Origin of the sequence: Desulfobulbus alkaliphilus (genome assembly GCF_016918545.1) — a bacterium.
GTDB classification, from domain to species: domain Bacteria; phylum Desulfobacterota; class Desulfobulbia; order Desulfobulbales; family Desulfobulbaceae; genus Desulfobulbus; species Desulfobulbus alkaliphilus.
In genome coordinates, this window is record NZ_JAFFQC010000010.1 from 52,764 (window position 1) to 74,047 (window position 21,284).

Consider the following 21,284-nt stretch of genomic DNA (forward strand, 5'->3'; position numbering starts at 1 on the left):
CTGACCACTGGTCCACATTCCTGTCTCAGAGCAGCCCAGCCTCGCGCAGCAGAGTCTCTTCGATCGGATCAACATCAGCGGTTTCAGAATCACCACGCATGCGGTGTAACAACCGGCCGGCCAGCACTTTGCCCAACTGCACCCCCTCCTGGTCAAAGGAATTGATGTTCCAGCAGAAACCCTGAAAGGCAATGCGATGTTCGTACATGGCCAGCAGTTCCCCCATGGTTCGCGGAGTCAGTCGGTCCGCGATGAGTATGGAACTCGGCCGATTGCCGGCAAAGGTGCGGGCCGGATTGGGGTCTTTCCTGCCTAAGGCCAGGGCAAGGGACTGGGCCAGCATGTTGGCGATCAATTTCTGCTGGGAACCGGTGCCCTCCACTTCGACATCGGCACCATACTGACTGGAGCGAAAACCGATGAATTCCGCGGGAACAATTTCGGTTCCCTGGTGGAGTAACTGGTAAAAAGCGTGTTGACCGTTGGTCCCAGGTTCACCCCAGACAATCGGACCGGTTTGCCATTGCACCAGATGGCCTGCACGGGTGACCGACTTGCCGTTACTCTCCATGTCGCATTGCTGCAGGTGGGCCGGAAAACGGGACAAAGCCTGGCTGTAGGGGAGAATCGCCACCGTGGCATGGCCGAGAAAATTATGGTTCCAGATCCCCAGAAGCGCCATGAGCAGCGGGATGTTGGCCCGGATATCCGCCTCTTCCGCCGCCTGATCCATGGCCTGAGCACCCTGGAGCAGTTCGATGACGGCATCGTATCCCAGGGCAAACCCCAGGGCCACGGCCCCGACCATTGAGGTCGCCGAATAGCGTCCGCCGATATAATCATACATGTACAACGAGGTGAGATAGCGGGAGGGATCATCCATGGGGCCGCCTTCCCCGGTGACCGCGACCAGGTGAAGGGCCGGATCAAGCCCTGCCTGCTGCAAGGCCGCCCGTATCAACTGTTCATTGGTTCGTGTTTCCAGGGTTGTCCCGCTTTTTGAAACAATGTTGAACAGGGTCGTTGACAGGTCCAGGTCCCGCAGGACTTCAGCCGCATCATCGGGATCGACATTGGCGATGAACCGGACCGACCGACCGGGCCGGCGGTATGCCTGCAAAGCCAGGCACAGGGCTCGTGGCCCCAGATCGGACCCGCCAATACCTACCTGCACCATGGTGGTAAACGCTTCACCCTGTCCATTGACAATACGTCCGTCTTCCAGGGAATCGAGAAAAACCCGCAGCTTGGCCAGCTCTGCTTTTGCCCTGGCACTCGCCTCCGGTGCGCAGGGTCGCTCGCCGAAAACATCCCTGGAGGCGGTATGCAGCACCTGACGATTTTCACTCTCATACCCCTCGATCCGGTTGAGCACAGCCCCTTTTTTCATGGCGATGAAGGTCTCGACCAATCCTGCCTCATCCGCCAGTTCCTGCAAAGCAGTGAGGACATCTGCGTTCACACGCTGGGTACCGTATAGGAAATCAAACCCCAGCATCGATGACTTGAAGGTGCTCATCCGTTGCGGGGACAGTCCGTTGACAGCTGTCAGGTCGTGGGAATTTTTGGCCAGTCCGGTCAGCCGACTAAAAGCGCGGTAGGTGGAAAAATCATGAAACTGCATGGATCCTCCTTTGGTCCCGGGGCGGAGACTCAGCCCCTGGCCAGTTCTTTCATTTCCTTGATGACAGCCTGATAATCCTTGTGGCCGTAGATGGCTGAACCTGCCACAAAAATATTGGCCCCGGCTGCAGCCGTCCGGGCAATAGTGGCGGGGCTGATTCCACCATCAACCTCAATACCGGCCCGGGGATTGGCCGCATCAAGCAACCCCCGGAGCCGGCGAATTTTTTCCAGGGTCGATTCAATGAAGAACTGACCGCCGAAACCGGGATTAACACTCATCAGCATGACAAAATCGACATCACCCAGGACATACTCCAGGGTGGTCAGGGATGTGGCCGGATTGAGCACGGCACCGGCTTTTTTCCCCCTGGATCGGATGGCGGCCAGGGTTCGGTGCAGATGGGTGCAGGCTTCGACATGGACGCTGATCCAGTCAGCCCCGGCATCGATGAAATCATGGAGATAGCGATCCGCATCAGTGATCATCAGGTGCACATCCACGGGCAAAGCGGTGACCGCGCGCACGGCCTTGACGATCAGAGGGCCGATGGTGATGTTGGGAACAAAGTGGCCGTCCATGACATCGACATGAATCACTTCGGCACCCGCGGCCTCAACAGCTCTGATCTCATCGCCAAGTCGGGAAAAATCGGCGGAAAGAATGGAAGGGGCAATCATAAGGGAACGCATAGTATCATCCTTGCAAAAAATTGGTTGGCAACGGGAGTAAAACGTTGCGCCCACAGGCAGATGCAACCTACCCTGAATCCGTGATGGCTGGTTACTTGTTTAGAATATATCTTGCTGTAATTATATTACAATTTAGGCAGGATTCTTGATAACACCTTTCACCAGCCGCCCTTCGGGCAACCGTCCGCACGCCATCTTCATTGCCCGTATCCGTCCGTTAAAGTGTCCTTTCATCGGACGGTCAAGGACAATACAGCCGACGCACGGACGAACGCTCACGGATCCAGGATACCAGACTCTCCAGAAAAACCGAGGTGTTCGCAAGCAATTCACAAGAAAAAAACAAGAAGCTCATTCGGCCACCAGTTTTTCGTATCGTTGACCGGATACCTGGCGAATATACCCTTTCAATTCAAGACCGAGGAGGGCCGGATGGATGTCAATCAGCTCCAGGCCGGTTTTTCGGACGATCTCTTCGATATCGAGCGCATACACGTCAAGGCAGGCAAGAACATGCTCCTCTGCCGGCGCGAGGGGGTTCATCGCACTGCTATCCTGCCCGCGGGGTAGCGACTCCACCCGCTCAATCTTCCAGGACAGCCCTTCGACAATATCCTGCACCGATTGAACAAGACATGCACCCTGCTGGATAAGCGAATGAGTCCCTCGGCTTTTGGGAGAATCGATCCGGCCGGGAACGGCGAACACTTCCCTGCCCTGCTCCAGAGCAAGTTTGGCGGTGATCAGCGAACCCGATTTTTCAGTGGCCTCCACCACCACCACGCCTTGGACCAGACCGCTGATGATACGATTTCTGGCCGGAAACCGGAATCCTTCCGGCGCGGTGCCCAGCGGATATTCGGAGAGCAGCATACCGGAAACAGCAATATCCTTGAACAAGGCTGCATGGGCAGGGGGGTACACCTTGTCGACCCCGCAGCCGAGCACGGCGACCGTTCCGCCGCCGGGTGCTGTCAGTGCACCGATGTGGGCCGCGGCATCAATGCCGTGCGCACCTCCGGAAACAACGGTGATTCCAGTGGCGGCAAGCTCGGCGGCAAATTGGGAACTGATCCGTCGACCGTATTCAGTGGCACTGCGTGCCCCGATAACCGCAACCGCCGGACGTTTGAGCCAGTGGGTCTCTCCCCGGCAATACAGCAGTACCGGCGGATCAGGCAGGTTTCGGAGAGAGGGCGGATACTGCGAGCAGTGCAGCGAAAGCAGGGAAATTCCATGGCGGTGCAGGAGGTCGAGTTCACGCCGTGCCCGTTGTTGGCTCGCAGCGATAAGGGAAGGGCTGGCAAGAGTCTTTCTCAGCTGAGATCCAATACCAGGGATCCCTCGGGGGAGGGAACCTGTCCGTACCACAGCCTTGGGCGAACCGGTTTCCTGGATCAAGCGATTGATCAAGGTCGAGCCAAGCCCGGGGAGAAATGTCAGCGTCAGCCAGTCTTCGGCTTCGGAGCAGAGGTACAAGACTGGCCTAATCGGTCATGAATGCCTGCAACTCCTGACTCCTTGACGGATGGCGCAATTTTTTCAGGGCCTGGGCTTCAATCTGACGAATACGTTCCCTGGTCACGGCAAAACACTGACCGACCTCCTCAAGGGTGTGATCACAGCCGATTTCAATTCCATAACGCATTCGCAACACTTTTTCTTCACGGGGGCTCAAGGATCCCATCACTTTGCACAGACATCGCTTCAGGCTTTCGGTCAGGGAATGTTCCTGCGGATCTGGGTGGGCATGATTTTCAATAAAATCGCTGAGCAGAGTATCCTCCTCATCGCTCACCGGAGCATCAAGAGAAATAGCGTCCTTGGCCGTCTTCAGCGCCACAAGCACTTTTTCGACATCTGTCTCCAACTGTTCCGCCATTTCCTCCGGTGTGGGCTCTCGACTCTCAACCCTTTGGAAATCCTTGGAAAAACGCAGAAGCCGATTAATCGTTTCAATCATGTGGACCGGTAGACGGATGGTCCGGCCCTGATCAGCAATACCACGGGTCACGGCCTGTCGAATCCACCAGGTGGCATAGGTGGAAAATTTGTACCCGCGTTTGTAATCATATTTTTCCACCGCCTTCATCAGACCGATATTTCCTTCCTGAATGAGATCTGGAAGTTGCATACCGCGATTCAAGAATTTTTTCGCCACCGATATCACCAGGCGAAGATTGGCGCGAACCAGCACATCCTTGGCCTGTTTTGCGGTTTCCCTGCCCATTTCAATTTCCTGCTGCACCTCAATGAATGCAGGCCATGAGATCCCTATGGTTTCGGCAAGTTCAAGGGTTATGCGCTGCTCGATCTCCACGGGATTGACCTGAGTGCTTTGCTCTTCGAGGCTCTGTAGTCTCGCCGCCTGCAACAATTCGCGCTGCCTCGTGACCACCCGGACCTTGTTGAATTTTTGCGCCAACTCTTTGACGGCATCGGCAACGGAAAGAATACCCTTCGAACATAACCGGTACTCCTTGAACAGATCGGAAATCTCAATGCCTAAAGCAAGGATTTCGGTCACCAGTTGCGTTTCCCGGGTGTGGTCTCCGACCGCTTTTTTCAACTCCGCGAATAACTCGCGCCGCCGCCCGTCAAGTTCATTGGCTTTTTCGATATGATCCAAAAAAGCATCACGTACCGAGGCAAATTCCTCTTCATCGTTTTCCGAGAGTCCTCGCACAACGGCATTGATACGCAAAGTGCCCCGCAACAGATTTTCAGCGAGATCGTTCAACGCGGTCACGCCCAGAGTCAAGCGCAGCACTGCATACTGGATACGTGTTTCCCCATCCTCCATCATCCGGGCAAGTTCCATCTCCTCTTCATGGCTGAGCAAACGCTGGCTGCCCATCTCCCGAAGATAGATATTCATAGGATCAATGCTGCTCCCCTGGCCGCGCCGATCGCCACTGCGACGTTCGCCACCCATTCGACGATCCAGGGAAGAACGACGTTCAATGCCATTACGTAGCGCCCACTCGTCTGCAAAGGTGTCATTTTCCGAACTCATTATCTCTCCCCATAACAGCCTGAGCGGTCAGTACCTACTCCAGGATAGAACTGTCGGTTTCGTTCCCGGGATAACAGCAGGCCGCCCGCCAGGAACCGTCATCGCAGCGGATCAGAGTACCATTCAATGCCCTGACAGAAAAATTCCCAAGAACACTTCCCGAATACAATTTTTTAAACTTATCCGATTTTTATCTTTTTTCAACATGTTATATCAAGAGCCCTTTCTTTTTTTTCCAATTTCTTTTTTCTCCTGCATCAATTGCATCAACATCTCAATATTCCCAAGGCGTTCAGCCTCCTGAATACGTTGCTGCAGATCAGCTCCGACACGCTTACATCGTATCGATTCCAGCCAGACCAGAATCTCATCGCATGCGTGCCTTCCCGGGTTATCGATTCCCGGATCCAGCTCCGTTCCAGTCCCCCGGGTAAGCAATTCAACAATATAGGACCGCTCATCGGCATGGGTGGCCGCGGACAACAAGCGCTCCGGATAGCTTGAGTCATCATTGTCATCACGCTGATCCAGCAGGGCAATAATCCGGCGGACCAGGGGCTCCCGGACGATCTCGTCGAGCCCGGCAGCTTTGAGCTCTGTAAGATATTCCGGATAATTGAGGAGAAAATCAATCAGCTGGCGCTCCTGGCGAGACATCTGCTGCAGACAAGACCCCGCGCTGGTGGCCTTATTTGCGGTTGCGGAGGTGGCAAGGGGCTGCCCGCTGGTGAAATATCCTGGGGAAATTCCCATTTTTTCACTGAAATGAGCAATCATCAAGGCACGTTGTCCGGGGTCGGCAGCTGCGGCAAGCAAAGGAGAAAGCTCGCCGATGATCCGACTCTTGCCTGACAGGGTCAGACCGTGGGTCCGGACCAAAGTGTCAAAGGCGAATTCAGCCAGGGGACGGGCCTGCTCCACCAGCCGGACAATCGCCTCCGGGCCATGTTCACGGACATAGGAATCCGGATCATGGCCCGGAGGCAACAAAGCAACCCGCCCTTCAATTTTTTCTTGCAAAAAAAAAGGAACGCTCCGCATGGCCGCCTTCAAGCCGGCGGCATCGGCATCAAAAAGAAGCACCACCTCTTCACCATACCCACGCAAGGTGTGGATATGACTGCGGGAGAGTGCCGTACCCAACGGAGCGACAACATGATCGATACCGTGCACCGCCAGGAGAAGCAGATCAAAGTTTCCTTCAACAACAAGCGCACGACGCTGTCTACGAATGGCCTCTCGATGCTGGAATAAACCATAGAGAAGCCGACTCTTGTCGAAAATCGGACTCTCGGGAGAATTCATATACTTCGGTTTTCCTTGTCCGACGATCCGCCCACCGAACGCCGCCAGGCGCCCGGTCATATCGAGAAGAGGAAACATGATCCTTCCCCGGAAACGGTCGTAATACCCGCCTCGATCATTACGCACAGCCAGTCCCGCTGTTTCCAGAACCTGAGGCGACAGCCCCTTGCTCCCCAGCTGATCTATGAGATAACTCCAGCCTGCCTGTTCCGGTTCAGGAGCATAGCCCAGGCGATACCGCTCCGTGAATTCGGCAGGAATCCCTCGCTCCTCCAGATACTTTCGGGCAATCTGACCCCATTTCATATGCAACAGACCCTGACGATATACTGTGCTTGCTGCCTCATTGGCTGCATACAATGCATCTCGCTGACGCAGTCGCGCCTTCTCGGCCTCGCTCAGCTCCTTTTCCGGAAGAGCAATACCGTATTTTTTTGCCATCGCCTGCAAGGCCTCGGGAAAATCGAAGTGATGGTATTTCATCAGAAATGAAAAGACATCGCCGGATTCACCACAGCCAAAACAATGAAAAAACTGCCCCTGAGGATTGACAGTGAACGACGGGGTTTTTTCAGCATGAAAAGGGCACAAGCCGGAAAAACGGACTCCTGTTTTTTTCAATGCCACATACTCACCGACCACCTCGACAATATCGGCGGCCTCCTTCACTTCATTTTTGATCTGATCCCGTTCAGTTGCCATTTGCACATCCACCACAAAGCCTTTCGGCGGTTATAGAACATTGCCCAGATAGCCGGTACGGAACGTTCCGGCAGCCAGAAAAAGCTGTTTGCCTTTTGAAATTTTGCAAGGTTGTGACCGCTCCCTCAACACTGAAGCTTTTTTTCTTTGAGTCCATTATTATACCGTTGCACAAAAAAGAAGATACCCCCGCCGGTCCTCTGCCTGCAAAGACTTGACCCGCGACCGGCTACCTGCGGTAGACGTTACCGGGTGCAGACCAAGACCGTGACGACTGGACGTTTTCTGGATATATCTTGCTGTAATTATATTATAATTTTAGCAGAATCCTTAAAGAGGGCCTTCTCCAGGCACCCTTCGGGGCGTCCGCTCACGGATCCAGGCAAGAGCCTGCCTGCCCGGGAAAACAAAACCGTTGACCAGCGTTTCAAGGACGGACAGACAGATTGCCGGCCTGCAGTCATCCTTGTGCACAGGCCCCTGATCGTCTGCAGATGGAGTGCTGGTGGACGGGAAATACCTGCACAGTGTGCAACACGGGCGTGCATCGCCCCGGAGGTTCATCATGCAGAATGTGGAGCAGATGCTCTCCCTGGAAATCAAAAAAGAGATGGCAGACCGGTATTTTGGTTTTCGTAAATTGATTGAGGAAGACCGGCAAACATTTGACCACCGGGTCGGAGAGGCACGCCAACTTCTGGAGAAGACCGTGGGCGTGGAGTTGGTCAGAGTTTATTTTTTACTGCATTCAGATCATCTGATTCACGAGTTTTTTCGCCTGACAGGCCTCCGGGACTCGCTCTTTTTTACCCCCAAGGGACCCGAAGATGCCCATACTCGCCATCAGCTGTTTTCCGGCCTGCCACTCCGTGGCCTGACGCGTCGGGCACGATTTCGCTTTTTGTTTCTGGACACCTATACCCGAATGGCGCAGGCGCTCGCAGACTACGAAGTCGTCCTCAACAGGCTGCGTGAAGAGCGGGACACCATTGCCGAGGAAATAAAGATCTTCTACCGAAAAAATGACCTGAGCCTCATGATGGGATTCATGCGCGGTCTGAACGGTGACCCAGGGGGAGAGACCGCTCATCTCAGCGGCGATCTGACAATGCACCGCGACTGCCGCCTTGAACAGAAGATGCTGATCGAACCACCACCCGAGGTGGACCAACTGCTACCGCCCTATGCCGTTCCACCACCATTGAAAAAATGTAAAAAGGCTCTGGTGCAACTGATTGACACCGCCTTTGCAGAGCAGGGGCATCCCGAGGTCAGAAGCTATGTCCGCTGATACGCCCTGGGTCAGCGCTCACCGGCCACCAGCTTACGATCGCACCCATGTCCGCAACAGTTCGAAATCGTACACACACCCGCCTTTCTGGCTCCAGGCACAGACGCTGTGGACATCGACGCCCTGATGGATGACGGAAACCGGACGATCGGAAGAAACGACCACGATAATAACCCCCTGGTGTTCGGCCGTAAAACGTAACGCTGAATTGTATCGTGCCCCCCGGGCTAGATCTTCTCCGGCAAAGGACCGTCCGGCCAGCAGGCAGGCAAAACCATGCAGATGCATGTCCGCGCCGATGTGCAGGGCCCCATCCACCTTGGTCAAGGATTTCGCCATTTTCAGCATGCGGGGCATGCGCAGATCCAGGGGTGGCGACAGGACCTGTCCTGAAACTGTCACCGGGGAACTGTTCAGGTCAATGACAATGGTGCAGCCGTGTTTACGGTTCTGTGCATGATGGACAAGGCTGGCAACAATTTTAAAAATGAAATAACTCTTGGAACTGCCCAGTGGTGATTCGAGCAGCAACTCTTCCAGGTGCACCAGTTTGGCCTGATAGGTGGTTGAGCTGAAACGTCCATCAGCAAAACTGCAGATCTTGTTTCGATTCACCTTCAGAAAGCCGTGTCGGCCGCGGAAATCGGCACAAAGCGAGAAACAAGGCAGCTTATCTCCGCAAATACCCAGAATGGAACGGCCGTCGCTCACCAGGTGGTGACCGGAGCGCTCAACAGTCAGCAACAGTTTGCGGACATACTTGTAATTCACCAATTGCGGCCGGATTTGCTCCTGAAACTTCACCAGAAAGACCAGATCGTCCATCGTTACTGGATCGATGAACAACAGTCGCCCCTCGGGCCAGGATCCTTCTTCCTGTGTTTCGGAAATCATCAGGACAGCATCAAGCACCGGATAAATGCGCAACAGACTGTCCCAACCAAGCGACAGATTCATCAAATCTATGATATGATCACGGACCGCATGCGACGCATATTCCTTAAGAAAGTACCCGGAAATACCCGTGTAGAGATCAACCTCGTTGGCGAGATCATGGGAAAACCGCCAGACGGCATGTTCAAGCCAACATTCAGTCGGGCCGGCGGAACAGAGATCGGGATGATGCTCGGTGAACCATTGCTGAAAAAAGACTGATCCTGAATACCCGCCGTGGGAGAGCAGGCCGGCAAGGCCGGGATCCTTGACCGGGGTTATATCGGCATACTGTCGCCGATCTTGCTCAACACTTTCGCGGGCCCGCCAATGCTGATTATCGACATACAGTGACTTTAAGATGGGTTCGTGCCCCTTGAGCAGATTTTGCGGATCGCAGAGCATCATCGGACTGTCGGGCCGCAGGGCAAAAAGAACCGCAGCTCGGCTGGTTCCCGAAAAATGGGTCAACCCATCACTGAGCCCATTGAGAATATCACTAGCACAGCGGCGAACAAATGAATATCGCGCCTTATCCTCGAGCATGGCAACTGAATAAAACAAACTGGATCATAGCGTTATTGATGATCGAGAACGTTCCCCGGCAAAACGAAAAAAGGACAGTATATATGTGTAAACCTACAGGTTGCAACCCCGAGCGTCAAGACGTAACTGGTGTCCATTCAGGAACGAGATATTTGACTCTCAATCGCAGCGCGCTGGCGAATCCAACCGCAAACATGGAGTCAATTTTCCTAAATTAAATTTGACCATCTAACAAAGACCTGGACGCCCCAAAGGGCGGCTGGTGATAGGTATTGTCAAGGGTTCTGCTGCAATTATAAGATGAGTACAGCAAGAAATATCCAAAAAAGAAGTCCAGCCGTCACGGATTCAAGGCAGGGGATTTGTACCTTATCAGCTACGCGCCAACACCCCGGAGTGATCAGAAAAAAGAACTTGGCCCAAGGGCTTTTTCATCCTATCATGGCCGCGAAAACAGCAAGGTGCAAACCTCTCCAGACAATGCATAATGTACCCCCCGGTCCCTTTGACGGACAACACGAAACTTCTCGCGGACATTTGGTGCCCCCATGGATGATCTCATTGCCCAGGAACTCGTCAACATTCTCAAAAAGAATACACAATCAGACTATCAGGAAGCCTTTGATCGGGCCTTTGAACTGACTAAATCCTATGCCGGCTCAGCCAATGCCCAGGCCTCGGCCATCCCTTTTGTTTTCGAAAAACTGTTCGAGCTTTTTGTCACCGGGAAAAACAAATCGTGACCAGCCGGAGCTGACGCGAATTTCTCCCAGCAGGCTAATTTATCCTGGATCCGTGAACGTCCGTTGTCGGTGCGTCAGCTTGGTTGTCCGTGGCCGCTCAATGAAAGGGCACGTCATCGGACGGGTACGGGCAATGAAGATGGCGTGTGGATGAACGCCCCCGAAGGGCGGCTGGTGAAGAGGTATAATCAAAAATGTCACCGTATGTATAACCTGATGACAGGAAAATAAATCTTCACAAACGTCCAGCTGTCACGGATTCTGGTTATGGTATGAACCCTCCACCGACCCAGTCATGGTGCACCAAAAAACCTGTCCCCGGCATCACCGATCCCGGGGAGAATATACCCCTGCCGGTTGAGCCGCTCGTCAATCGCCGCCACATACAGATCCACTTCGGGATGCATTTGCCGTACCCTGGCAATCCCCTCGGGAGCTGCCACCAGAAACAAACCGGAAATATCCTGGCATCCCGCTTTTTTCAGCAGGTCAATGCTGGCCACCAGCGTTCCGCCGGTGGCCAGCATCGGATCCAGAATCATCGCTGTACAGCGGTCGATGTCGTGAACCAATTTTGCATAATAGGGTACAGGTTGCAGGGTTTTCTCGTCTCGATACAAACCAACTACGGAAATCCTGGCACCGGGCACAACCTTGAGGACTCCATCCACCATACCCAAACCAGCACGGAGGATGGGCACGATGGTGATCTGCTCCTCCCTGACCTGCTCCACCTCAACCAAACCGGACCACGAAGCGACTCGTTTTTTTTCCAGGCGGAGATTCCTGCTTGCCTCATAGGCGAGGCACATGCCTATTCCCGAGACCAAGGCCCTGAAATCCTTGCTTGCCAGCTCCTGCTGACGTAAGCGGCCCAGTTTATCGCGGACAATGGGGTGATGAATCTCATGGACGGCCATACACTTCTCCGGCAAGAATATTCTTTGAATCCTCGACAACTGGACTCTTGCTTTGGGTATATCTTGCTGTAAGCAAATTATAATTGCAGCGGAATCCTTGACAATAACCTTCACCAGCAGCCCTTCGGAGCGTGCGGACGAACGTTCACGGATCCAGGTATTCTCAATCCGGTCTCAGCTGATTGCTGCTGGGTCCAGATGTTTCTGCACTTTTTGCAAATCCCCCCAGGCCGCCTTCTTCATGTCCGGGTGCCGAAGAAGAAAACGGGGGTGAAAACTCACAATGACCGGGATTGTCTGATGCCGATCATCACCGCAGCGGAACTGATGGCGCCGGCCACGCAACCGCAGGAGCGTTGCATGGTCGCCCAGCAAGGCCTGCGCCGCCATCTCACCCATGGTGCAGATAACCCGTGGTCGAAGCAGGTCAATCTCCCGGTGTAAAAACGCACGGCATCGTCTAAGGCTTTCGCGGTCGGGATGCAGAGAGGCCGGTAAACGGCATTTTATCACGTTGGTGATAAAAACCTGTGCGGGCGTACAACCAATGGCCCGCATCATATTCCAGAGCATGACATCTTCCTCGACCCCAAAGTGCGTGCCCTCGGATATGTCCCCATTGAGGATGCAATAATCGCCAACAACCAGCACCGAAGGCGGACCGGCGGGTTCGCCGCCAAGGCTCCTCCCCTGCCCCACTTTGGCAAGCCCGCACTGCGAGCAGGACTTCACCTCTTCGTGCACTACCCGCAGGCGTTCCAACATCGCTTCGGCTGTCCAGGGCGGTGTGACATCCGAAGATGGCACGACATAATCAGGCCGCTCCCCTGATCCTGTCGATACATGCACCGTTTTTTGCCTCGCACCCTTGATTTTCTCCCGGTCCTGTCGCCAAGAAAAGGTCAGCGGATAGCTGTCGATACCCATTTGGCGATGAAAATGTAAAATATTCCGGATTCCGTTGGCAATTCGGACAACAGGGGGCGGATCAAGTCCAGGCATTTTGCCCTGACTGTCCTTGTTGACCGTGTCTTTTTTCTCAGATGACAAACAATACTCCCCTTCGTATGATCATATCCACCGTTGCATTATCCGTTAGTGCACTCATCTCCTGGCCCTGCCACTGTCGAATTCAAAAACGGTTTCGTTTTTCTTCAACAGATTGTGCCGCTTGCGGGCTATATCCTCAAGGTAATCGTCATCGGATCGTAATCGCTTGATTTCTTCAGCAAGCTCGATATTTTTTGCCTCGAGTCGATCAACCTCCAGGTTCATTGCAGTGATCTCTTTCTGCAGTTTGCGATACTGGATATACCCGCGCTCCGGGGCGAAAAGAATCCATATCAGCAAAAAAACAGCGATCACCACGCCAAGATAGACAATTTTTCTCTTTTCGTGCCGGATAGGTTCCTGTTTCTTACGCTTGACCGTGTTCATGACCGCACCAGTACTACTCACCCTCGGGATGTATGAAAAAACAAAACAAACCTGTTTGGTCAGCGCCTGCCTGACCGGCCTGTGCACCAGATACGATGGCCAAAGCAGCCTCAGCCAATCCTGCATGCGGGAACTGTCAGGGTACCTCTGGATCCCTGTCTGCCTTGACCAGTTGGGCGGCCTGACCACACCACGTCCGGCGGCCGACCTGATGAATGCCTGAATCCGTGAGCGTTTGTCCGTGCGTCAGCTTTATTGGCTGTGACCGTTCGATTAAAGGAGACTTTTATCGGACGGTTACGGGCAATGAAGATGGCGTGCGGACGGACGCCCCGAAGGGCGGCAGGTGAAAGTTATTTTCAAGGATTCCTCTGCTATTTTAAAATGATTGACGCAATATATATCCAAAAAAGCGTCCAGCCGTCACGGATTCAGGGAATGGCGACGGCCACGTTGTCCTGGCCGGTACGGCTCAGGTTATCGATCGAAACGGTCATGATCTATCCGAATCATTCATCCGTGGCGCAACCATGGTGCTCAGCATCGCTCGACAACAGGAGGTCAGATGCTGTTGTCTCAAAGCCGGCAGCCCGTCCTGTGGCCTGGCACCCCGAGTTGGGGTGACAACAGCTCTGCTTCTGGCCCATGATATTCAGGTGTTTTCCTTCTGATTGTCCGCGGATAATGCTCTTGAAATCAGTCTGGTGCGGGGGATGAAAACCCTGCGCACGCAGGAAATTTCACGGACCCTGGTCCCCGGCAACGGAAGCACTGGTATCGGGGAGCAAAAAGCGGATCAGCAGTATGCCTGCTTCATAAAGAAAATAAAGGGGCACCCCCATGAGCGCCATATTGAAGACATCAGGAGTCGGGGTCAGCATTGCCGCCAGGATTGCAATGGCCAGAATGGCATACCTTCTGTTTTTTTCATAAAAACGTTTCGTCAACAGTTTGACCTGGACAGTGAACACCATGAAAACAGGCAATTCAAATACAAGACCAAAGGCTAAGATGAACAGGGTGACAAAATTGACAAACCTGGAGATGGATATAATGGCCTGTAAATCCTCGGTCTGAAAGCTGAGCAGAAATTTTATCCCAAAAGGCAGCGTGACCAGATAACAAAAAAGGGTCCCACTGTAAAAGAGCAGACAAGTAAAAAAAACATAGACAAACAATCTCTTGCCGGTTACGGCAAAGGGCTTCCCCAGCGCCTTCCAGAGGATAAACATGCATAGAGGCATGAGGAGATACAGCGCAGCAAAAAGAGCCACCTTGACATGGGCAAGAAAGGGTCCGGCCACGGTAAAAAAATGCAGCTTTTCGTCCAGGTGATCCCGGAAGAAGGCCAGCAGGTCCCCGGAAACCAAAAAAAGAGCCGCGGTGACCGCAACCACCAGGAAGGCCAGCCACTTGATGGAACGGCGCAGTTCATCGAGAAATATGATTATCGATTTGCCAAATTCATGCATCGCAAAAGGTATGAAGAAAACACCGGGGAACTGCCAAAAGGGACGACAAAGAGTAAAAATTTAGCAAAACAGAACAATTAATGCAATTGAATACCCATTGCGTTTCCGGAACTTGCGTGATAAAAAAGTCGGGTCACCCCGCTATCGAGCGTCCCAACCTACAACAACCTCCCCACTCCCCCAAAGCCAGCCAACATACATTATGCTTGAATTACGATTTGTCCGGGAAAACCTTGACCTTGTCCGCAGAAAAACACTCGCGCGGGGAGTTGACCCGCAGCTCATTGATCGTTTTACCGCAACAGACAATCAGCGCCTGGCATGCCTTACCGAAGTTGAATCGTTGAAAAACCAGCGGAACACCGTTTCGAAAACCATAGCCAGGCTGAAACAGGCCGGGGACGAAGCCGGGGCCGATCCACTGATTCTTGAAATGCGCACGGTCTCCGAACGGATCAAGGAGATGGATACCACCCTGGCTGAAATTGAAGTCCAGCTCAGGGATATCATGCTCACCATCCCCAATCTCCATGATGACAGCGTCCCCCCGGGCAGGGATGAGCAGGCCAATGTGGAAACAAAACAATGGGGTAGGATTCCTGACTTCTCCTTTCCACCTCTGCCGCACTGGGAAATCGGTGAACGCCTGGACATCCTTGATTTCGATACCGCCTCCCACCTTGCCGGAGCTCGGTTCGCTCTACTGAAGGGATTCGGTGCCCGTCTGTCAAGGGCCCTGGTCAATTTCTTCCTGGATCTGCACACGCAGAAGCATGGCTACACCGAGGTACTGCCGCCGTTTCTGGTCAATTCAAAAACCATGTCCGGCACCGGACAGCTGCCCAAGTTCGAGGAAGACCTGTTCAAGATTTCCGGCCGTGATCTGTGGCTCATTCCCACCGCCGAGGTGCCGGTCACCAACATACATGCCGATGCAACCCTTGACGAAGACGAGCTGCCGTTGAAATATACCGCCTACACCCCTTGTTTTCGCGCCGAGGCCGGATCCTATGGCAAGGATACCCGGGGGCTCATTCGTCAGCACCAATTCGAGAAGGTGGAACTGGTGAAATTCACCACGCCGGAAACGTCCTTGGAGGAACTGGAAAGCCTGTTGGCTGATGCGGAGGAAGTCCTGCAACTGCTTGAATTACCCTACCGAGTTGTCACGCTCTGCTCTGGAGATCTTGGCTTTTCAGCGGCTAAAACCTATGACATCGAAGTCTGGCTGCCGGGTCAGAATACCTATAGGGAGATATCCTCCTGCTCCAATTTTGTTGATTTTCAGGCACGCCGGGCCGGTATTCGCTATCGCCCCAGAGGCGAAAAAAAGAGTCGGCTTGTCCATACCCTCAACGGATCGGGTCTTGCTGTGGGCCGCACCTTACTGGCCATTCTGGAAAATTATCAGCAGGAGGACGGCACAGTGCGGCTGCCTCCCGTTCTTGAACCCTATTTCCACAAGCGTTTTTAACTGTCCCCTGAATTCGTGACGGCTGAACTCTTGTTATGGATATATCGTGCTGTCATCAGCTTATGATTGCAGCAAAATCCTTGACAACAACCTTCACCAACCGCCCTTCGGGGCGTGCGGACGAACGCTCACGGATCCAGGAGTCTGGAACAGGAGGCTGGTTTCTATCCCTGCACACCCGCGGGTTTCTCCAGGGCCAGTTCTATCAGGCGGTCCAGCAGGGCACTGAAGGACAGCCCGGCCTCGGCAGCCGCCTGAGGGAGCAGGCTGGTCGGGGTCATCCCCGGTATCGTATTTGTTTCAAGCAGATAGATATCATCCTCCGCCAGGATCATATCGGTACGACTGTAGCCCCTCAAGCGAAGAGCCCGGTGGGCGGTCATGGCATATTGCTGCGCCTTTTTCCGCACCTCCTCACTGACCGGTGCCGGACAGATTTCCTCACTGGCGCCGGGTTGGTATTTCGCTTCATAATTGAAAAATTCGAAACGACTGTCGGGAATGATCTCGATCAACGGCAATGGCATCAGATCGTCGTTGCCAATAACTCCGACCGTCAGCTCACGGCCGTTAATGAACTGCTCCACCATTATCTCGCTGTCATGTTGCCCGGCCAGGCGCAGGGCCTCGGCAAGCTGCCCTGCCTCCCGCACAATGGTCATGCCAATGGACGACCCCTGGCGAACAGGCTTGACCACATAGGGCAATGTGAGCATTCCAGAAATACGTGAACTGTCCTTGAAATCCTTGGGCTCAACCATCACCCATGGCGCCACTGGCAAGCCGGCATGGGCATACAGTGTTTTTGCCAGATGCTTGTCCATGGCCAAGGCACTGCCAAGGACCCCGGCACCCTGATAGGGAATTCCCAGCAGATCCAGAAACCCCTGTATCGTGCCGTCCTCACCATGCACGCCGTGCAGGAGAAGAAAAGCAACGTCAATTGCTGCCGCGTCAACTGCAATCCTGCTCAGATCAGTCGCCGGATCGTACCTGACGACCTCGTACTTGTCAGGGTCAAGCGCTTTTTCAACGCCGATTGCTCCCCGCAGTGAAACTTCACGTTCATCGGATGTTCCGCCAGCGATAAGCGCCAATCGCTTTTTAACTTGTGCCATCATTGCTCTCCATGCAAAGGGAAAGGGGCGCGGGGTTGGCTGTCAACCCCGCCGAAGGGCTTGCCGGACATGGTACCATCGTCATCGACAAAAACAAATCAAAAGCCTGAATTCGTGACGGCGGGGCTCTTGTTTTAGACATATCTTGCTGAACTCATGTTTTAATTGGAGCAGAATCCTTGGTAATATATTTCACCAGCCGCCCTTCGGCACATCCGTCCACACGCCATCTTCATTGCCCCTACCCTTCCGATAAAGTCTCCACTCATCGAATGGTCACCAACAACGAAGCTGACGCACGGACGAACGCTCACGGATTCAGGAAAAGGTGACCTCCTCCCGCTTTGTATCCACCCTTGCCGGCATATCCTCTCCTCGATTGCCGCTCTCATCGACAGGATCTGGGGCATGGGTTTTCGGACCAATTGTTGCCCGTTGTTTTCTTGACAACCAAGTGCAAAAGAGATATTTTCTAAAAATTTATAGAATCCATTTTTATTAACGGCCTTGGCCAACCATCAAAGGAAGTGATGCGATTATGATCGAAGTAGATGTCAGAGGTGATCTTGAATACGCGATCAGGCAACTGAAAAAGAAGATGCAGATCGACGGTATCAAACGAGAGCTGAAACGACGTGAATATTATGAAAAACCCAGCGTAAAAAAACGCCGTAAAGCAGCTGAAGCCCTGCGCAAACTTCGCAAGTTCAACCGGATACGAAGCCGGTTCTGAGCTGAAAGCCCCGACGGACTCCGTTGGGGCTTTCTTGTATTTCCCCAGGATTTCCCCTCTGCAGCCCCCCGACTACACCGGACATTTGCAACTTTTTCTCCAGTACCTGACCGTACAGAGACGGCTTGCCCACCTTACTGTTACCGCTTACGGGGCCGATCTGGAGTTTTTCTTTCGTTTTCTTTCCCAGGAGATTCCCAGCGTCCAGGAGCACATCGGCAAAGAACATGTCCGCCGATTTTTTCTCTACTGCCAGCAGCAACGGATCGGAGCACGTTCCAACGCGCGAAGACTGGCCTCAATCAAAGCCTATTTTCAATTTCTCCATACACAGGGAATCATCGCTGCCAATCCCATGGCGGACCTGCAAGCGCCCAAAACCGGCATCAGTCTTCCCAAAGCCCTGACGCTTGCCGAAGTGGAAACCCTGCTCCATCCACCGACACCTCCCTCACCCTTGGCCTTGCGCAACCATGCCATGCTCCATCTGCTGTACGCCACAGGCATGCGTGTCTCGGAACTGGTGAATCTGCCAATGAACAGCTGCAATCTGCACAGCTGCCATATCCGCATTCTCGGCAAGGGCAACAAGGAACGAATCGTTCCCTTTTCCTCCTCGGCCGCTCTGATCATCAAAGACTACCTGGAGAAAGCGCGACCTATGATCTGGTCAGGTCGGCCAAGCCCCATGCTGTTTCTCACCAACCGGGGAGCAGCAATGACTCGGCATCGTTTCTGGCAGATTATCGGAGAGATGGCTTTTAATGCCGGGATCAGCAAAACCATCAGCCCGCATATGCTCCGCCATTCTTTTGCCACCCACCTGCTCTCCGGAGGAGCTGATCTTCGTTCCGTGCAGATGATGCTCGGCCATACCGATATCTCCACAACCCAAATATATACTCATATCGATACAGACCGCCTCAAAGCCGCGCACCAGCGCTTTCACCCCCGAGGCTGAGGTTTTCCGGCAACCGCTTCCGGTCACGAGTCATGCACCGTTGCCAAACTCCCGCTGCACCTCAGGCTGCCGGCCTATCAGTATCCGGAAAAAAAGGAGGCGAACCAGCACTGTTTGTGTTCACGGGCAACCTGACCGAAAATGTGGTTTGACCGGGCGTCGACTCAACCTCGATCGTCCCTCCATGGGCTCGAATGATGCCGTAGGAAACCGGCAGACCGAGGCCTATTCCCTCTACCGCTGATTTGGTGGAGAAAAAAGGCTCGAAAATACGATCAAAATTTTCCGGGTCTATGCCCGGTCCGTTATCACCTATCCGGATCCAGACCTCGGTCTCCTGCGCTGTTGTCACGGTCATCACACCGCCCCCTTGCGTAACCAGGGCATCATGGGCATTAAGGATCAGGTTGATAAATACCTGACGAAGCTGGTCTTCCACCCCATGAACAAAAAGGGGTTGAGGCGCGAATTCCTGCACGACCCGGATCTTTTCCTTTTTCAGCATATTGCGATGGAGCAGCAGTATATCCTTCAAGGCCCGATGCAGATCAATACGCGTTTTCAGCCCGGTTGACGGCCGGTTGAAACACTGGAGATCGCGGATGAGCTTTCTCATCCGGTCACATTCATTCTCCGCCAGTTGCAACAGCTTTTTATCATTGGCATCAAGCCCCTGTCGCTGCTGAATATCACGAATAGCAAAACGGATCCCCAGGAGAGGGTTACCAAATTCATGGGCAATGGAGGCCGCCAGTTTACCGATGGCTTCCATTTTCTGGGCATGATGCAACTGCTCGGTCAATAGCCGCTCCCTGGTGATATCCCTGGCCATGGCCACCACATTGGTTCGCTGGCCGAATTGATTCAAGATAGGAAAAACAGTGGCATCAAGATCGATAGGGCGCCCGGAGGCTCCGGCAAGGGACAGGGTCCCGATCCACGTGCCTCCGCTGAGAATCACCTGACCTACCTCGTCCACCTGATTGATGAGATTCTGGTCCTGGAAACATTCGAGCACCGGTTTTCCCACCAGAAACTGGGAGTCAGTTCCGATAATCTGCTGGAAACCTGCATTGACATACTTGATCAACCCCTCGGCATCGAGAATGAGGATGAGAGCCGGGGCCTGCCGAATAACCTTGGTGAACAGTTTTTTCTCCTGCTCGAGTTTCTGCTGACGACTGAGATCAGTAAAAAAAACCACCGCACCGGTGCAGAGGCCAAGCTCAAGGACCGGATACGAGCGCAGACTTACGAGGAGCAAAGAGCCGTCCGCACGGTACAGCACAGCTTCGTCTGTCAGTAACACCTCCTGGGCAGCAATTGTTTTTCTGATCTGTTCAGAGAAGATACAGGGCTGGAGAGTATCACGCTGATGTTGTGTCAGCATGGCCAGGATGTTGTGCCCCAGAAGCGATTTCCTATCGTGCATCAACAGATAATCCAAGCCCTTTCCATTGATGAATGTGCACCGCCCCTCGGCGTCAACCCCGAAAACAGCTTCCTCGGTGGCATCGAGGAAAAGGCGCAGTCGCTGCTCCTGGGCATGAAGATCGGCATACGCCCTGTATCCACCCTGACAGAGAGCATTGAGGACCTCGGTAACCTGGTCCAACTCGTCGGGACCGCGGTGCCGGCGGCGTTCGAGCACTATGGCATCCGGCTGTTTCTGCCGGATGTCAATTCCCTGAACATGTTCGGATAACCCAATCAGATGTCTGGTGATATTGCGATGAAACAGAAAAAGGATGAACCCTGATACCAGGAATGTTTTCAACGTATTCGTACTGACCAGGGTGATGACTCGACGCAACAGTCGAGCATGGATGCCTTCCAGAGAGGCGACAACGTGCAGCAGGCCAATCTCTTTCAGATCCCCGCGCACCTGATAGAGCAAAGGGAAGGTGTAACCAATGCTGTTTTTGACAACCGGTGTACCCTTGGACCAGGCGATTTGATTGTCCATTTCCACCGCTGCATAGACAATATCCTGCCGCTTGGTGAGCCCTTCGATCTGCAGATTGACCTGGAGATCGTCCAGGATCCAGACGCTCTCTTCAAGTGGACGGATACTGGTCTCGGCAATGGAGACGAAGAACTTTTCAATGCCTTGTATTTCTTGGCGATAATCGAGATACAGCTGGAATATGGTGACCAACAGGGCCATCATCGTGCTGAACAAAATGACCTGAAAGGTCAGGCGGTAGGCAATACTGTTTTTTTTCCAGTCAAACAATGGCAGTTCCCCTGTTCAGCAGTTCATCGGCAAGTGACATCCTGTCCATTTTTCATCCGGCCAGAAATCGCTCAACAGACG

19 protein-coding genes are annotated in these 21,284 nt (G+C 53.6%); 7 read left to right on the forward strand and 12 right to left on the reverse strand.

Going from position 1 to position 21,284, the window contains the following annotated elements; all coding sequences use genetic code 11:
- Positions 1–25: 25 nt before the first annotated feature.
- The 5 genes from JWG43_RS07215 to dnaG form a co-directional block, all read right to left on the reverse strand.
- On the reverse strand, positions 26–1,624 hold the full coding sequence (locus JWG43_RS07215) for a glucose-6-phosphate isomerase (RefSeq protein WP_205242206.1): 1,599 nt from the start codon (positions 1,622–1,624) through the stop codon (positions 26–28).
- Between the two features lie 29 nt (positions 1,625–1,653).
- Complete coding sequence (gene rpe, locus JWG43_RS07220; RefSeq protein WP_205242207.1) at positions 1,654–2,316, reverse strand: ribulose-phosphate 3-epimerase; 663 nt, start codon at positions 2,314–2,316, stop codon at positions 1,654–1,656.
- A gap of 351 nt (positions 2,317–2,667) precedes the next feature.
- Positions 2,668–3,795, reverse strand: coding sequence for a DNA-processing protein DprA (dprA, locus tag JWG43_RS07225; RefSeq protein ID WP_205242209.1), 1,128 nt, complete (start codon positions 3,793–3,795; stop codon positions 2,668–2,670).
- Positions 3,796–3,802: 7 nt separating this feature from the next.
- Positions 3,803–5,332 carry a sigma-70 family RNA polymerase sigma factor gene (locus JWG43_RS07230; protein WP_205242211.1) on the reverse strand — a complete coding sequence of 510 codons (1,530 nt, stop codon included), beginning with the start codon at positions 5,330–5,332 and terminating at the stop codon, positions 3,803–3,805.
- A gap of 213 nt (positions 5,333–5,545) precedes the next feature.
- Complete coding sequence (gene dnaG / locus JWG43_RS07235; protein WP_205242213.1) at positions 5,546–7,339, reverse strand: DNA primase; 1,794 nt, start codon at positions 7,337–7,339, stop codon at positions 5,546–5,548.
- 565 nt (positions 7,340–7,904) lie between these two features.
- Between dnaG and JWG43_RS07240 the strand changes: the two genes are divergently transcribed.
- The gene (locus JWG43_RS07240; protein ID WP_205242215.1) at positions 7,905–8,630 is read left to right on the forward strand and encodes a hypothetical protein; all 726 of its coding nucleotides are present in this window, start codon (positions 7,905–7,907) and stop codon (positions 8,628–8,630) included.
- A gap of 33 nt (positions 8,631–8,663) precedes the next feature.
- On the opposite strand, the gene JWG43_RS07245 is transcribed toward JWG43_RS07240, so the two are convergent.
- Entirely contained in the window at positions 8,664–10,127 is a 1,464-nt protein-coding gene (locus JWG43_RS07245; RefSeq protein ID WP_240193441.1) for a DNA integrity scanning protein DisA nucleotide-binding domain protein, read from the reverse strand.
- 530 nt (positions 10,128–10,657) lie between these two features.
- Here JWG43_RS07245 and JWG43_RS07250 point away from each other — a divergent pair.
- On the forward strand, positions 10,658–10,852 hold the full coding sequence (locus JWG43_RS07250) for a hypothetical protein (RefSeq protein ID WP_205242217.1): 195 nt from the start codon (positions 10,658–10,660) through the stop codon (positions 10,850–10,852).
- 293 nt (positions 10,853–11,145) lie between these two features.
- On the opposite strand, the gene upp is transcribed toward JWG43_RS07250, so the two are convergent.
- From upp to JWG43_RS07265, 3 genes are all read right to left on the reverse strand, one after another.
- On the reverse strand, positions 11,146–11,772 hold the full coding sequence (gene upp, locus JWG43_RS07255; RefSeq protein ID WP_205242219.1) for a uracil phosphoribosyltransferase: 627 nt from the start codon (positions 11,770–11,772) through the stop codon (positions 11,146–11,148).
- 174 nt (positions 11,773–11,946) lie between these two features.
- Positions 11,947–12,822, reverse strand: a complete 876-nt coding sequence (locus JWG43_RS07260) for a uracil-DNA glycosylase (protein ID WP_205242221.1) — start codon at positions 12,820–12,822, stop codon at positions 11,947–11,949.
- A 54-nt stretch (positions 12,823–12,876) separates the two neighbouring features.
- Positions 12,877–13,209 carry an FtsB family cell division protein gene (locus JWG43_RS07265; protein ID WP_205242223.1) on the reverse strand — a complete coding sequence of 111 codons (333 nt, stop codon included), beginning with the start codon at positions 13,207–13,209 and terminating at the stop codon, positions 12,877–12,879.
- Between JWG43_RS07265 and JWG43_RS07270 the strand changes: the two genes are divergently transcribed.
- Together JWG43_RS07270 and JWG43_RS20205 are read left to right on the forward strand one after the other, a co-directional pair.
- A complete protein-coding gene (locus tag JWG43_RS07270; RefSeq protein WP_240193442.1) occupies positions 13,208–13,432 on the forward strand; it encodes a 2-thiouracil desulfurase family protein in 225 nt (74 codons plus the stop codon). The genes JWG43_RS07265 and JWG43_RS07270 overlap by 2 nt on opposite strands.
- A gap of 235 nt (positions 13,433–13,667) precedes the next feature.
- Entirely contained in the window at positions 13,668–13,880 is a 213-nt protein-coding gene (locus JWG43_RS20205; RefSeq protein WP_504208222.1) for a 2-thiouracil desulfurase family protein, read from the forward strand.
- A 69-nt stretch (positions 13,881–13,949) separates the two neighbouring features.
- Here JWG43_RS20205 and tatC read toward each other — a convergent pair whose 3' ends face one another.
- Entirely contained in the window at positions 13,950–14,681 is a 732-nt protein-coding gene (gene tatC / locus JWG43_RS07280) for a twin-arginine translocase subunit TatC (protein ID WP_205242225.1), read from the reverse strand.
- 202 nt (positions 14,682–14,883) lie between these two features.
- On the opposite strand from tatC, the gene serS reads away from it, so the two are divergent.
- Positions 14,884–16,155, forward strand: a complete 1,272-nt coding sequence (serS, locus tag JWG43_RS07285) for a serine--tRNA ligase (RefSeq protein ID WP_205242227.1) — start codon at positions 14,884–14,886, stop codon at positions 16,153–16,155.
- Positions 16,156–16,319: 164 nt separating this feature from the next.
- On the opposite strand, the gene JWG43_RS07290 is transcribed toward serS, so the two are convergent.
- Positions 16,320–17,276, reverse strand: a complete 957-nt coding sequence (locus JWG43_RS07290) for a D-alanine--D-alanine ligase family protein (RefSeq protein WP_205242229.1) — start codon at positions 17,274–17,276, stop codon at positions 16,320–16,322.
- Between the two features lie 538 nt (positions 17,277–17,814).
- Here JWG43_RS07290 and rpsU point away from each other — a divergent pair.
- Both rpsU and xerD read left to right on the forward strand, forming a co-directional pair.
- Entirely contained in the window at positions 17,815–18,006 is a 192-nt protein-coding gene (gene rpsU / locus JWG43_RS07295; protein ID WP_371925164.1) for a 30S ribosomal protein S21, read from the forward strand.
- A 34-nt stretch (positions 18,007–18,040) separates the two neighbouring features.
- A complete protein-coding gene (xerD, locus tag JWG43_RS07300; RefSeq protein ID WP_240193443.1) occupies positions 18,041–18,967 on the forward strand; it encodes a site-specific tyrosine recombinase XerD in 927 nt (308 codons plus the stop codon).
- A 61-nt stretch (positions 18,968–19,028) separates the two neighbouring features.
- Here the strand turns inward: xerD and JWG43_RS07305 are convergent, their stop codons facing one another.
- On the reverse strand, positions 19,029–21,203 hold the full coding sequence (locus JWG43_RS07305) for an ATP-binding protein (protein WP_205242233.1): 2,175 nt from the start codon (positions 21,201–21,203) through the stop codon (positions 19,029–19,031).
- Positions 21,204–21,284 lie beyond the last annotated feature (81 nt).

What these genes read in the sequence shown, in the direction of transcription:
- JWG43_RS07240 (WP_205242215.1), top strand. Translation starts at nt 7,905, where the DNA reads ATGCAGAATGTGGAGCAGATGCTCTCCCTGGAAATCAAAAAAGAGATG.
- JWG43_RS07215 (WP_205242206.1), bottom strand. Translation starts at nt 1,624, where the DNA reads ATGCAGTTTCATGATTTTTCCACCTACCGCGCTTTTAGTCGGCTGACC.
- JWG43_RS07265 (WP_205242223.1), bottom strand. Translation starts at nt 13,209, where the DNA reads ATGAACACGGTCAAGCGTAAGAAACAGGAACCTATCCGGCACGAAAAG.
- tatC (WP_205242225.1), bottom strand. Translation starts at nt 14,681, where the DNA reads ATGCATGAATTTGGCAAATCGATAATCATATTTCTCGATGAACTGCGC.
- JWG43_RS07230 (WP_205242211.1), bottom strand. Translation starts at nt 5,332, where the DNA reads ATGAGTTCGGAAAATGACACCTTTGCAGACGAGTGGGCGCTACGTAAT.
- upp (WP_205242219.1), bottom strand. Translation starts at nt 11,772, where the DNA reads ATGGCCGTCCATGAGATTCATCACCCCATTGTCCGCGATAAACTGGGC.
- JWG43_RS07250 (WP_205242217.1), top strand. Translation starts at nt 10,658, where the DNA reads ATGGATGATCTCATTGCCCAGGAACTCGTCAACATTCTCAAAAAGAAT.
- rpe (WP_205242207.1), bottom strand. Translation starts at nt 2,316, where the DNA reads ATGCGTTCCCTTATGATTGCCCCTTCCATTCTTTCCGCCGATTTTTCC.
- dnaG (WP_205242213.1), bottom strand. Translation starts at nt 7,339, where the DNA reads ATGGCAACTGAACGGGATCAGATCAAAAATGAAGTGAAGGAGGCCGCC.
- serS (WP_205242227.1), top strand. Translation starts at nt 14,884, where the DNA reads ATGCTTGAATTACGATTTGTCCGGGAAAACCTTGACCTTGTCCGCAGA.
- JWG43_RS07270 (WP_240193442.1), top strand. Translation starts at nt 13,208, where the DNA reads ATGACCGCACCAGTACTACTCACCCTCGGGATGTATGAAAAAACAAAA.
- JWG43_RS07290 (WP_205242229.1), bottom strand. Translation starts at nt 17,276, where the DNA reads ATGATGGCACAAGTTAAAAAGCGATTGGCGCTTATCGCTGGCGGAACA.